General features: G+C 49.1%; 10 protein-coding genes. 5 read left to right on the forward strand and 5 right to left on the reverse strand.

Annotated elements, in window-relative coordinates:
* Positions 1 to 23: 23 nt before the first annotated feature.
* Positions 24 to 2,429: a DNA topoisomerase (ATP-hydrolyzing) subunit B gene (gene gyrB, locus METH5_RS0106000; RefSeq protein WP_029147656.1), complete on the forward strand. Its 2,406-nt coding sequence runs from the start codon at positions 24 to 26 to the stop codon at positions 2,427 to 2,429.
* Positions 2,430 to 2,716: 287 nt separating this feature from the next.
* On the opposite strand, the gene METH5_RS0106005 is transcribed toward gyrB, so the two are convergent.
* From METH5_RS0106005 to METH5_RS0106025, 5 genes are all read right to left on the reverse strand, one after another.
* Positions 2,717 to 3,895 carry a multidrug effflux MFS transporter gene (locus tag METH5_RS0106005; RefSeq protein WP_036307652.1) on the reverse strand — a complete coding sequence of 393 codons (1,179 nt, stop codon included), beginning with the start codon at positions 3,893 to 3,895 and terminating at the stop codon, positions 2,717 to 2,719.
* Positions 3,896 to 3,960: 65 nt separating this feature from the next.
* Positions 3,961 to 4,989, reverse strand: a complete 1,029-nt coding sequence (locus METH5_RS0106010) for a metallophosphoesterase (RefSeq protein ID WP_198290683.1) — start codon at positions 4,987 to 4,989, stop codon at positions 3,961 to 3,963.
* A gap of 286 nt (positions 4,990 to 5,275) precedes the next feature.
* The gene (locus METH5_RS0106015; protein WP_029147659.1) at positions 5,276 to 6,043 is read right to left on the reverse strand and encodes an alpha/beta hydrolase; all 768 of its coding nucleotides are present in this window, start codon (positions 6,041 to 6,043) and stop codon (positions 5,276 to 5,278) included.
* Between the two features lie 3 nt (positions 6,044 to 6,046).
* Positions 6,047 to 6,682, reverse strand: a complete 636-nt coding sequence (locus METH5_RS0106020; RefSeq protein WP_029147660.1) for a glutathione S-transferase N-terminal domain-containing protein — start codon at positions 6,680 to 6,682, stop codon at positions 6,047 to 6,049.
* A gap of 19 nt (positions 6,683 to 6,701) precedes the next feature.
* Positions 6,702 to 7,451: a glucose 1-dehydrogenase gene (locus METH5_RS0106025; RefSeq protein WP_029147661.1), complete on the reverse strand. Its 750-nt coding sequence runs from the start codon at positions 7,449 to 7,451 to the stop codon at positions 6,702 to 6,704.
* A 141-nt stretch (positions 7,452 to 7,592) separates the two neighbouring features.
* Between METH5_RS0106025 and METH5_RS0106030 the strand changes: the two genes are divergently transcribed.
* The 4 genes from METH5_RS0106030 (at position 7,593) to METH5_RS0106045 (ending at position 12,640) form a co-directional block, all read left to right on the forward strand.
* Positions 7,593 to 8,531 carry a LysR family transcriptional regulator gene (locus METH5_RS0106030; RefSeq protein WP_029147662.1) on the forward strand — a complete coding sequence of 313 codons (939 nt, stop codon included), beginning with the start codon at positions 7,593 to 7,595 and terminating at the stop codon, positions 8,529 to 8,531.
* Between the two features lie 158 nt (positions 8,532 to 8,689).
* Positions 8,690 to 10,279 carry a class I SAM-dependent DNA methyltransferase gene (locus METH5_RS0106035; RefSeq protein WP_029147663.1) on the forward strand — a complete coding sequence of 530 codons (1,590 nt, stop codon included), beginning with the start codon at positions 8,690 to 8,692 and terminating at the stop codon, positions 10,277 to 10,279.
* Positions 10,269 to 11,651, forward strand: a complete 1,383-nt coding sequence (locus tag METH5_RS15190; protein ID WP_051412867.1) for a restriction endonuclease subunit S — start codon at positions 10,269 to 10,271, stop codon at positions 11,649 to 11,651. The genes METH5_RS0106035 and METH5_RS15190 overlap by 11 nt, the downstream gene beginning before the upstream one ends.
* Positions 11,648 to 12,640, forward strand: a complete 993-nt coding sequence (locus METH5_RS0106045) for a hypothetical protein (protein ID WP_029147664.1) — start codon at positions 11,648 to 11,650, stop codon at positions 12,638 to 12,640. Before METH5_RS15190 ends, METH5_RS0106045 begins: the two co-directional genes overlap by 4 nt.
* The last annotated feature ends 50 nt before the right edge of the window (positions 12,641 to 12,690 follow it).

The following is a 12,690-nucleotide window of genomic DNA, read 5'->3' on the forward strand; positions in this document are numbered from 1 at the left end:
TCTCAATTAAAGAAACTTTTGTTATGGCACAGCCACAAGAATATAACTCAGACAGTATCAAGATTTTGGAAGGTTTGGACGCAGTACGTAAACGCCCAGGCATGTACATTGGTGACACGTCAGATGGTTCTGGTTTGCACCATATGGTATTCGAAGTGCTCGATAATGCGATTGACGAAGCGCTAGCTGGCCACTGTGACGATATTAAAGTCATTATCCACCCGGATAATTCCATCAGTATCTCTGATAACGGCCGTGGTATTCCTACCGACATTAAAGACGACGACAAACACGATCCTAAGCGTTCTGCTGCTGAAATTGTCATGACCGAGTTGCATGCTGGCGGCAAGTTTGACCAAAACTCATACAAAGTGTCAGGTGGTTTGCATGGCGTGGGCGTTTCGGTGGTGAATGCACTGTCTGACTGGCTCAGATTGAAAATTTACCGCAAAGGCCAAGTGCACCAGATGGAATTCCATCGTGGGGTGCCGCAAGCGCCGTTGGCGATCACTGGCACCACAGATAAAAAAGGCACAGAAGTCCATTTTCTGGCGTCAGTTGAGACATTTGTGCTGGTTGAATATCACTTTGAAATTCTAGCCAAACGTATCCGCGAATTATCTTTTTTGAACAATGGCGTCAAAATCGAGTTGGTTGATCAACGCACAGGCAAGTCTGAAAACTTTGCTTTTAGTGGTGGTATTAAAGGCTTTGTTGAGTACATGAACCGCACAAAAACGGTACTGCACCCAAAAGTGTTTTATGCCATTAGTGAAAAAGACAATATGACCGTCGAAGTGGCGATGCAATGGAACGATAGCTACTCTGAGAGCGTGCAATGCTTTACCAATAACATTCCGCAACGTGATGGTGGCACCCATTTGACTGGCTTGCGTACGGCGATGACGCGTACGCTGAATCAATATATCGAACAAAACGAATTCGCTAAAAAAGCCAAAGTTGAAACCACTGGTGACGACATGCGTGAAGGCATTACCTGCGTGTTGTCAGTTAAAGTGCCGGACCCTAAGTTTTCATCGCAAACCAAAGACAAACTGGTTTCTAGCGAAGTGCAGCCGGTGGTGTCAGAAATTGTGTCAGCCAAACTGGCTGAGTTTTTAGAAGAAAACCCGGTCGATGCCAAAATTGTCTGTGGCAAGATTGTAGAAGCAGCGCGTGCCCGCGAGGCTGCGCGCAAAGCGCGTGAAATCACCCGCCGTAAAGGCGTGATGGACACCATGGGCTTGCCAGGCAAGCTGGCCGATTGTCAGGAAAAAAATCCAGCTTTGTCTGAGCTCTACCTGGTGGAGGGCGACTCTGCGGGTGGTTCAGCCAAACAAGGCCGTGATCGTAAGTTTCAGGCCATTTTGCCGCTTAAGGGTAAGATTCTTAACGTGGAAAAAGCGCGTTTTGACAAATTGCTGGGCTCACAGGAAATTGCAACGCTGATTACTGCCATGGGCACCGGCATTGGCAAAGACGACTTTAACCTGGAAAAACTACGTTATCACCGCATCATCATCATGACCGATGCCGACGTCGACGGTGCGCACATCCGCACCTTGTTGCTGACGTTCTTCTACCGCCAAATGCCAGAGCTGGTTGAAAACGGCCATATCTACATTGCGCAACCACCGCTCTATAAAGTTAAACAAGGCCGTGACGAACGCTATTTAAAAGACGAGCATGAGCTGGATGAATACTTGCTCAACTCAGCTTTACGCGACGCTGTTTTGTTGACTAAAGAAAATGGTGAAATCATTAAAGATGACGCCCTGACGGGCATTGCCAAACAAATGGTGCTGACAGAAGCAGTGATCCGCCGTATTGCCAACCTCTACGATGACAGCGTATTGCGCGCTATTCAAGATTTGGGTGACCTGGAATTAAGCACAGAAGCGGCTGCCAATGCTGCTGCTGAAAAACTACGCCCTATTTTGGGTGCGGCAGGTTCAGAGGTCATTGTTGCGCAAGATACCGAAACCAGTGCCTATCGTTTGGAAGTGAACAAATACGTACACGGCAACTTGCAAAGCTGCGTCATTGATGCCGAGTTTCTGAGCAGCGGTGATTACCGTCAAATCAATCGCACTTCACATATGGTTAATAACCTGTTGGGTGAAGGCGCTTTGATAAAACGCGGCGAAAAAGAGCAAAAAGTGGCGACCTTTAAGCAGGCGTTAGACTGGTTGCTGGGCGAAGCTAAACATAACCTCAACATTCAGCGCTACAAAGGCCTGGGCGAAATGAACCCGGAGCAATTGTGGGAAACGACCATGGACCCAACCGTGCGCCGCCTGCTCAAAGTGCAAATTGAAGATGCGATTGGTGCTGATGAAATTTTCACCACCTTGATGGGCGACAATGTTGAACCGCGCCGTGCATTTATTGAAAGCAATGCGCTTAGCGTCAGTTCGCTGGATGTTTAACTAGTCGGCATGTTTAACTAGTTTGTTGTCTTAAATAAAAAAGCGCCTCCAGGGCGCTTTTTTATTATGAATATAGGCTTAAATGACAATCTGCGATAGAAACGGCACGCGTAAAGTTGCTAATTTGTCTTTTAAGCGCACTCAGGCTGCATGTTTGTTAAAACACCACCCCTGTGTTGAGTGATGAGCTGTTTGTGCGCTAGAGGTGCGTTGTGGTTGTTTTAAGTGCGTCAGGGTGTGACCACTACAAGCTAGGCTGACGTATGGTTTTATGCAAATGCGTTTATTCACGAGTTGTGAGCGTTTAAATGTTGATACAAGCACCAGGCCAACAGGTTTAAACCATACATCAGCAACATGGCCAAGGCATAACCCAAGGCGTTGCCTAATATCAGCGGAATAAGCAAAGCTGAGATAACGGTAAAAATGATGGATTGCATAAAGCCCTGGATAGAAGCGGCCATGCCGCGTTTTTCCGGGAAGATATCCAGCGCCAGTGTCATGGCACCTGGTAATAATAGCGTCAGGCCCAAGGTATAAAACAAAATAGGCAATACTGCCCACGGCACAGCAGGCACGGTGAGGGTGCAATAAGTGAGGTTTGCAATCGCGGCCAAGCCCATGAGCAGGTAGCTCGCCTTAATCATGGTGTGTGTAGCGACCAAACCAGCCAATTTGGAGGCAATGGCTGAGCCGGTGATTAGTCCGATTACAATCGGGATAAACAGCCAGCCAAATTGCACTTCGCTCAAGTGCAACACCTTAAATACAAAGTCTGGTGCGCCTGCCACATAGACTAAAAAACCGCCGAAACCAAACCCAATGCTGCTGACTAGCGCTATAAATGGCACGTGGCTAATCACGGCCACATAGTTTTTGACTAGCAGCGCCGGGTGAAAGGATTGCCGTGCCGAAACGGGTAAGCTTTCGGGGAGTTTTAAATAGCATAACAATAGCCATACAGCCCCCAGCAAAGCTAAAAAAGCAAATGTCGATTGCCAGGCAAAGTATTGGTGTAACCAGCCGCCTAATAACGGCGCAATAGCAGGTGCGAGCCCAAACAACATGGTGACTTGTGAAATCAGTTTTTGCGCCTGAATGCCATTAAAGCGGTCACGAATGATTGCCTGGCCAACCACGGTGCCCGCACCCACAAAAAGGCCCTGACCACCTCTTAAAACCAATAACCAACAATAGTTGTCAGTGAGCGCGCAGCCAATTGAAGTTGCTATAAATCCGATGAGCGAGACCAGCACAATCGGCCGTCTGCCAAAGCTATCCGACAATGCACCATGGAACAACATCATGACCGTGAAAGTGAGCAGATATACGCTTAAACTTTGCTGGACCAAAGCCTGCGAAATGCCAAAGTGCGCTTGCATGTCAGGAAAAAACGGGAAGTAGGTGTCCGTTGTGAATGGGCCTAACATGGCTAAGCCGGCCAGGAGGATAACAAATAATTTCATCAGTGTTTTTTAAAGAGGCGTTGCTGTGTTGAATGATTAGCCTATGGTTTTAATGGCTAGTTTGTTTATTTTTCTTCATCACGCACCAGGGTAAAGTGGGTAATTTCGGGCGGTACGCCCAGCCTGACCGGAAAGCCACTCCATAAAGCCGTGCCATTGCTCACATACAGTTGCATGCCGTTGACGTTGTATAGCCCCGAGACAAAGCCATGGTTGGCGTATTGGGTAATTAAACTGAGCACCGGCACCATGCCGCCATGGGTGTGGCCAGATAACTGCACATCTACCCCCAACTGCGCACTCAACGCAGTATTGTCTGGCCTGTGGTTAAGCAGAATAACAGGTTCGTCTGGCTGCACGCCTTGCAATGCAGCACGCACATCGGGTGCTGTCATGCCATATTTAATGGCGGTCGGCTCTGTTACCCCAGCCAGCACCAGTGTGTCGTCACCGGCATGCAACCTCACATGCTGGTTTAACAATAGCTTAATGCCCAATTGCTGCAATGCAGGTATCCAGGCTTGGGCATCAAAGTAATACTCATGGTTGCCCAAAATACCATACACGCCATATTGCGCATGTAGTTGCCTGAGTGGCGCAATATCGGGTTGCCGTGCTTGGGTGCTGCCATCAATAAAGTCACCAGTGATCACGATCAGGGCCGGGTTTAAGTGATTGGTTTTTTGCACCACTTGCTGTACCCAGTCACGCCCAAACAATTTACTGATGTGGGTATCGGTGATTTGCACAAAGGTGAATCCATCAAAGCCGGGCGGCAGCTGTTTGATTTTTAGCTCAACATATTTCACCGCAGGCACTCTGGTTGCGTTCCACACGCCCAAGGCAGAGGTGCCAATAAAAAACAAGGTGATAAACGCGGCAAGCGTGGGGGATTGCAGGGGGGGTATTTTGTACCTTAACACCAGCCATGCCAGTACTCTGAGCAGGTCGCTCACCAGTGACCAGAACAAAATAAGCACAAAGGTGAAAAAGCCTACGCCTAATAATGCGGCGATCAGGCGCGGGATTTCAGGCGAAAAAACCTTGCCAAAAAACAGGCTGCTAAATAAATGATGATTTGCAATCAGAAACAATAAAACTGCTGCGCTTAGCTTGAAAAAACGGTTCAGTGTTAAAGGTAATACAAATCGCCACAGCACATAAAGAGAGGCGACAACGCTATAAATGTGGAGCATAAGTTGGCTTTAAGGTTTCCGAAACGTGATCCACTGCAATCGGTTTGTTTAATGGATCTAGTTTAAAAGAGGGTGTGTGATAAAAATGCAGTGGCCGTATTATGCGGCTGCAGTCGCTGGCTTGTTTAAGCCCAAGCGTACACGATGAATACAGACAGCCCGTTTGCCTGGCGCGTTCACTTTTTTATGCCAATATAAATTGCCTGATGCGCTGACATACGTGATTGAGCGCCGGCTGCCCAGGGGCAGTTAAAGGCTGGGCGCTGTCATCTAGCCTGCGCACTTGCACCGGCACACCTGCTAGCAGCAGTTTAGACGCATAAGCCTCGGCCTCATCGCGTAGCGGATGCGCATGACTGGTCATGATCAGCGCCGGCGCCAGCCCGGCCAAGCGACAAGAGTTCACAGGCGACACATACGGGTGCATGGCATCGCTGGCGGCGGTGACATAGTCTGCCCAGGCGCGGCGGCAGGGCAGATTATCTGTTGCGCCCATCGATTTAGAGGTTTGCAATGCATCTAGCATCGGGTTAATGAGTATTTGGCCTGATAACTGCGACTGCTGTTTGCAATGCATGGCCCGGTCACGGGCCAGCATGGCGACCACTGCCGCCAAATTGCCGCCCGCATGTTCACCCGCCACAAATATTTTTTTGCTATTGGCGCCTATGCGCTGTGCATTGTCAGCCACCCATCGTAGCGCCGCAAACGCCACTTCAATGGTGGCCGGAAACTGCACGCTGGGCGCTAGTGGATAATCCACGCAAACCACAATCATCTGCTCAGCCAGCGCTGTCGCCAGTGGATAAGCATCCTCAATATTGCCGCTGTTAAACAACCCGCCATGAAAATACAGCACAACGGGTTGTTTGTTTTTTGGCACCTGCTTGCCAAATACCTGCAGCGTAATTGGCTCAGCGGTAACAGTGGTTTTAAAACTGGTTGTCCACATCGTTTACAGTTTTGGGATTGCCATGCCGCGCTTTACCGCTGGCCGCTCACCAACTAATGTTAACCAGCGTTGTAACGAAGGCTTGGTTGCTAATGACGCTTTAAGCACGTCTTTAAGATACGATGTTGCGGCCAGTGCCCACGGGTAGCAGGCAATATCAGCAATCGAATAATCCTCCCCGGCCAAATAAGCCTGGTTACTTAACTGCTGCTCCATCACCGTGAGTAATCTGTCTGCCTCTTCGGTAAAGCGTGCAATCGCCAACGGCGCTTTTTCTTCACTGCGCACGGCAAAAAATCCGAGCTGGCCCAGCATCGGCCCCAAACCGCTGGTTTGCCAATGCAGCCACTCAAAAGCGCTATAACGTGCCTGGCCTTGCGGGGCTAAAAACTGGCCGTATTTTTCGGCCAGGTAGGTCAAAATGGCACCGCTCTCAAAAATCACCACTGGGTCGCCATCAGGGCCTGAATCCACAATGGCCGGGATCTTGTTATTGGGCGAAATCGCATTAAAGTGCGCCGAAAACTGCTCGCGCTTGCCCAGATCAACCGGGCTCACCGCATAATCGAGTCCCAACTCCTCCAGCATGATTGAAATTTTTCGACCATTGGGTGTAGCCCATGTGTATAAGTTGATCATTCTTGTTGCCTTTAAAAAATTAACGTAAGCCGCCGCCCACCAGCAATTGCTCGCCAGTCAGCCAGTAAGAATCATCAGAGGCCAAAAACGCGGCTACCGACGCAATATCATTTGGCTGGCCGCTACGGCCCAATGGTGTTTGTGCCACATAGCCACTCTCCATCTCAGAGCCAATCACACCTGCCGTATGTGTGCCTTCGGTTTCTACCAGGCCAGGGTTTAAGGCATTGACGCGAATTTTGCGTGGGCCCAACTCTTTAGAAAGCACGCCAGTAATAGCATCCACCGCGCCTTTGGTGCCTGTGTATACCGCGCTGCCAGGTGGCGTTAAACGGCTCACCACAGAGCCAATATTGATAATGCTGCCGCCCTCAGGCAAATGTTTGGCTGCAGCTTGGCTAGTGAGCAACAAGCCAAGCACGTTAATGTTGAATTGTTTGTGAAAGTGTTCAGGGGTAATTTCATCAATGGTGCCGAATTCATAAATGCCGGAGTTGTTGACCAAAATATCCAGCTTGCCATAGTGGCTAATGGCCGCTTCGATAATCGCCTGCGCATCAGCTGCTTCACTCACATTACCGCCAACCGCAATCGCTTTGCCACCAGCGGCAGTAATCTCTGCTACCACTTTTTCTGCACCCGCTTTGCTCGACAAATAATTCACCACCACCGCTGCGCCATCACGCGCAAAACGTTTAGCAATTTCAGCGCCTATGCCTTTAGATGCACCCGTGACGACTGCGACTTTACCTTCAAGTTTCTTGCTCATAAAAATCTCCTAATATTTAAAAAGTGAAAGGTTGTTTGAAACTGCTGACCACTATAAATAAATAAAAAATACAGATAAATCACCTAAATATGTAATCACTGTGCTAATTTATTGCACAATCAAGAGAGGTTAGAGGGGCTTATGGATAGATTCGACACCATGCTGGCATTCACGCGCGTGGTAGAGCTGGAGAGCTTTACCAAAGCCGCACTATCACTCAACCTGCCCAAAACCACCGTCTCGGCCCAGGTGCTGGCACTGGAAAAACGTTTACGTGTGAGGTTGTTGCACCGCACCACCAGGCGCATCAGCGTCACCACTGATGGCGCCGCCTATTACGAGCGTGCCATTCGCTTATTAAACGAACTAGAAGAAACCGAAGCCGCCCTCAACCAGGCCACCGCCAGTGCCAAAGGGCGCTTGCGGGTAGATGTGCCCACGCCGCTAGGGCGCTTGGTGATTATTCCCTCACTGCCAGACTTTTTTAAACGCTACCCCGACATACAACTCGAAATCGGCTGCGACGACAGGCCGATTGATTTGTTAGAGGAGGGCGTCGATTGCGTCATCCGCATCGGCAACTTGTTAGATAGCAGCCTGGTCGCGCGCCGCGTAGGCACCATGCAATTTATGCTGGTCGCCTCGCCAGACTATTTAAAAACCTACGGCACACCACAAACCCCAGACGACTTGCAACGCCACCAGGCCGTGCACTTCTTTTCATCCAAAACCGGCAAAGTGCGCAACTTCATCCTCGAGCACGAAGGCGCCGAGCAAGAAATTCCCACCATACGCAAACTAGCTATTAATAATGGCGATGCCATTGTCGCCGCCGCGCTGGCAGGCATAGGCATCTGCCAACTGCCCAGCTTTATGGTGCAAGGTTATTTAACCGAGGGTAAGTTAGAAAAAGTGCTGGGTGATTATGGCGCAGGGAGTTTGCCGATTAATGCGTTGTATCCGCAAAACAGGCATTTATCATCTAAGGTAAGGGCGTTTATTGAGTGGGTGGCGGAGTTGTTTAGTGAGTGCCGTTTGCTTCAAACCTCGGCCAAAAATGAGCAAGCAGGGCAAAAATAGCAGTCTCTATTTAATTTGCTGGCGAATTGAGTACAACATCCAAATTGCAGAGGGTGTTTGTTTGATGCCAATAAGTTAATATCTTGGCTGAAACGAGTTTAAGCTTTTATTAAGTAGTATGTGTGCTGAATCCTCAGCGATGGGTTAAGAAATAGAAAATGGCAAAAGAAGATAACAAAAATATCAAGGGTGATCACTTAGGTTTTGAGGCTGATCTTTTCAGAACAGCTGACAAGCTGCGCGGCAATATGGAGCCTTCTGATTACAAGCACGTTGCGCTTGGGTTGATCTTCCTTAAGTATATCTCCGATGCCTTTGAGGCTAAGTACAACGCTTTGTTAGCTGAGGATGCGCTGGCCGCGGAAGATAAAGACGAATACTTGGCAGACAATGTGTTTTGGGTGCCTAAAGAAGCGCGCTGGTCGCACTTGCAGGCTAACGCTAAGCAACCTAGCATCGGAACTCTCATTGATGATGCAATGCGCGCCATAGAGAAGGACAACGAGTCGCTCAAAGGAGTGCTCTCCAAAGACTATGCACGCCCTGCACTTAATAAAGTGATGCTAGGCGAGCTGATCGACTTGATCTCTGGTATTGCGCTCAATGAAGAAGGCGACCGTTCTAAAGACGTCCTTGGTCGGGTGTATGAGTATTTCCTTGGGCAATTCGCTGGCGCTGAGGGTAAACGGGGCGGCGAGTTCTATACTCCACGCTCGGTGGTGCGAGTACTGGTCGAGATGCTCGAACCATATTCCGGCCGTGTATATGACCCCTGTTGTGGCTCGGGCGGGATGTTTGTGCAGTCGGAAAAGTTTGTGCAAGAGCACGGCGGCCGCATTGGCGATATCGCGATTTACGGGCAGGAGTCAAACTACACTACCTGGCGACTGGCTAAGATGAACTTGGCCGTGCGCGGTATTGACTCCAAGATTTTTTGGAACAATGAAGGCAGCTTTCACAAAGACGAGTTTGCAGCCCATCGCGGTAGCGACGGCGCGCCGATGAAAGCTGATTACATTCTTGCCAATCCGCCATTCAATATCTCAGACTGGGGTGGCGACCGCCTGCGTGAAGATGTGCGCTGGAAATTCGGCGCACCGCCCGTGGGTAATGCTAACTACGCTTGGCTGCAGCATATTTATCACCACCTCGCGCCGTTTGGCACAGCAGGCGTTGTCCTGGCTAATGGCTCCATGAGTTCCAACACCTCTGGTGAGGGTGATATCCGCCGCGAAATGATAGAAAAAGACGTGGTGGATTGTATGGTTGCCCTCCCAGGTCAGCTTTTCTATTCAACGCAAATCCCTGCCTGTTTGTGGTTTCTGGCACGCGACAAATCCAATGGCCATTCTGGTAAAGCACATCTGCGTGACCGTCGCGGGCAGGTGCTATTTATTGACGCCCGTAAACTAGGTGTGCTGGTAGATCGTACCCGGCGTGAACTCACTGATGAAGAAGTGCAAAAGATCGCCAACACTTACCACGCCTGGCGGGGTGAGAAAGATGCAGGGGAATATGCGGATGTAGCGGGCTTCTGCAAATCTGCTACGCTGGATGAGATTCGCAAACACGGCCATGTGCTAACACCAGGCCGCTATGTGGGTGCCGCTGAGCAAGCCGACGATGGCGAGCCCTTCGAGGAAAAAATGCTGCGCCTTTCAACGTTGTGGCGTGAGCAGCGCGCCAAAGCAGCCAAGATAGAAGGGTTGATTGATGCCAACCTGAAGAGGCTTGGATATGGCGAATGAGTGGCAGGAGTTTCAACTCGGAAAAGTTTGCCTAAAGATTGGCAGTGGAGCGACTCCCCGTGGTGGTAAGGATGCTTATAGAGGCGGCGAAACAGCTCTAATACGTAGCCAAAACATTTATAACGACCGTTTTACACCAGAAGGTTTGGCTTACATCGACGATTCCCAAGCGCATGAGTTGCGTAACGTCATAGTTGAGAAAAATGATGTGCTCCTAAATATTACTGGCGACTCAGTGGCTCGTTGTTGTCAGGTTAATCCAGATTTTTTGCCTGCACGCGTAAACCAGCATGTTGCAATAATCCGTACGCAGTCTGACGTGCTGGATTCGCGTTTTCTGCGGTATGTTCTCGTTAGTCCTTCCATGCAAGACCATTTACTGGCTCTTGCTTCCGCTGGCGCGACAAGAAATGCACTTACCAAGACGATGATCGAGACCTTGGATATTAAGGCTCCGCTCATTGACGAACAACGCGCTATCGCTCACATCCTTGGCACACTGGATGACAAAATCGAACTCAATCGCAAGCAGAACGAAACGCTGGGCGCGATTGCCAACACCTTGTTTAAGGCGTGGTTTGTGGACTTTGAACCGGTGCGGGCCAAAATTGACGGCCGCTGGCAGCGAGGCCAATCTCTGCCTGGCTTGCCCGCTCAACTTTACGACCTCTTCCCCGAACGGTTTGTTGAATCAGAGTTGGGGAAAATTCCGGAGGGGTGGGAATGCCTCCCGTTTGGGTCATTGCTGGACAGTACAATTGGTGGAGACTGGGGAAAGGATGCTCCAGATGATGACCACACTGAAGTTATTTCCATAATTCGAGGAACCGACTTTCCTGATGTGTCATCAGGTGGTATTGGAAATGTACCGACTCGATACACAACTGCAAAAAAGCTTGCCCCTCGTCGATTGCATGCTGGTGATATCGTTTTGGAAATTTCTGGAGGCAGTCCAACACAGCCAACAGGCCGTGCCATCTTTATTTCAGAAGCAACCCTTGAGCGATTTAGTAATGCCGTTGTATGCGCCAGCTTTTGCAGAAGATTTCATCCAAAGAGCGCAGAGCTAGGCGTGCTTGCCTTCATGCATTTACAGGACCTCTACGCTGCAGGCGGGACTTGGGAATATCAAAACCAAAGTACCGGAATTGCAAACTTTCAGACTACACGCTTTCTCGAGTCTGAAATGGTTACCATACCATCAGCAGCATTGTTGGGTGTGTTCACAGCGCAAGTTCAGCCATTGCTAGAAAAGATGTCAAGCAATGAGAACCTTGGTTTGATTAATCTACGTGACAGCCTGCTACCTAAGTTAATCTCTGGAGAATTGCGAGTATCGGATGTTGAGCGTAGCTTGGAAGATTTAGCATGAAAAGTCACTTTTCATTCGAAGAAAAAATGCGGCTTGCCAATGCAACTGCTGATGCTTTATATGATGCCTTTGCTAATTTAAAGCTTTCAGAGCCCCAACTCATTGCCAATCTGGTTTCCGAATTTCCTAAGCACCTCAATGCAATCCGCCTTTCCGGAACAACAAAAATAAAAGCGGGTGGTGTTTTCGTTCATGCACGACCTTTCGTTACTTGTAGTTCGTTTCCTAAGCCATCCCCTAAGTCAGTCGAAATTGGCGACCTTTTACTAATCCGAACTTTAGTTGTGAGTGGAAAGGTTGAAGAAAGGCGGGCCTTGCTTCTACAGGCAAAAAAAGCAGATCGCATTCCAGTAACACCTGACAATCAGAATCAATGGCATCTCTATGAGCGATGGCCACGATTTACATATGCATCTAGGTCGGGCAGCTTAACTGGAAAATCGCGGTGTATCAAAGCGCCGGATATGTATGATGCTGCAAAATATCTTCTGATAGGATCAGAGCACACATTACTCAATGGTCCCTACATGTATTGGCGGGATTGGCCACTCTATTTGATCGCGCATTGGCCAGAAGTTTTTATACATTACACAGCACAACCAACAAAACCGGAAATCAGTCGTTATAAAACCTTTGCTGATGAGCTTGTGGAGTTTCTGGTGGGTAATGCGGGCAAAGTCTTTGATACCCCAAAGCCAAGAACAAGAGGCTGGAATCAGGTTATCTATGATTTGCTAAACGAGACGGCCAAGGCAAAAACCATTTTCATGGAGCGTGCTGTTGGAAGCAAAGCAAAATCTACGCGGGGTAGTGGAGTATTCTTCTGCAAATTCGCAAATCAAGCCGATTACTTGTTGGTTGCCGACACTGAGGATAGTGAGGGTGATAATTTCAATATACCGCCAGAAGTTCCGATTGAATGGAGCGAAGATGGTGATGGCGGCGGAATATCAATTCTTGAGTTTATTGTAGAGCAGGCAGAAGGCTGATGCCATGGTGGCGGTAATCAGGTGATCCACAAATGTTAAAAAACTTCTTT

The sequence above is a fragment of the Methylophilus sp. 5 genome (assembly GCF_000515275.1).
Taxonomy (GTDB): domain Bacteria; phylum Pseudomonadota; class Gammaproteobacteria; order Burkholderiales; family Methylophilaceae; genus Methylophilus.

Bases quoted from the DNA above. Each gene is read 5' to 3' on its own strand.
- METH5_RS15190 (WP_051412867.1), top strand. From the start codon at position 10,269: ATGGCGAATGAGTGGCAGGAGTTTCAACTCGGAAAAGTTTGCCTAAAG.
- METH5_RS0106025 (WP_029147661.1), bottom strand. From the start codon at position 7,451: ATGAGCAAGAAACTTGAAGGTAAAGTCGCAGTCGTCACGGGTGCATCT.
- METH5_RS0106030 (WP_029147662.1), top strand. From the start codon at position 7,593: ATGGATAGATTCGACACCATGCTGGCATTCACGCGCGTGGTAGAGCTG.
- METH5_RS0106035 (WP_029147663.1), top strand. From the start codon at position 8,690: ATGGCAAAAGAAGATAACAAAAATATCAAGGGTGATCACTTAGGTTTT.
- METH5_RS0106020 (WP_029147660.1), bottom strand. From the start codon at position 6,682: ATGATCAACTTATACACATGGGCTACACCCAATGGTCGAAAAATTTCA.
- METH5_RS0106045 (WP_029147664.1), top strand. From the start codon at position 11,648: ATGAAAAGTCACTTTTCATTCGAAGAAAAAATGCGGCTTGCCAATGCA.
- METH5_RS0106005 (WP_036307652.1), bottom strand. From the start codon at position 3,895: ATGAAATTATTTGTTATCCTCCTGGCCGGCTTAGCCATGTTAGGCCCA.
- METH5_RS0106015 (WP_029147659.1), bottom strand. From the start codon at position 6,043: ATGTGGACAACCAGTTTTAAAACCACTGTTACCGCTGAGCCAATTACG.
- gyrB (WP_029147656.1), top strand. From the start codon at position 24: ATGGCACAGCCACAAGAATATAACTCAGACAGTATCAAGATTTTGGAA.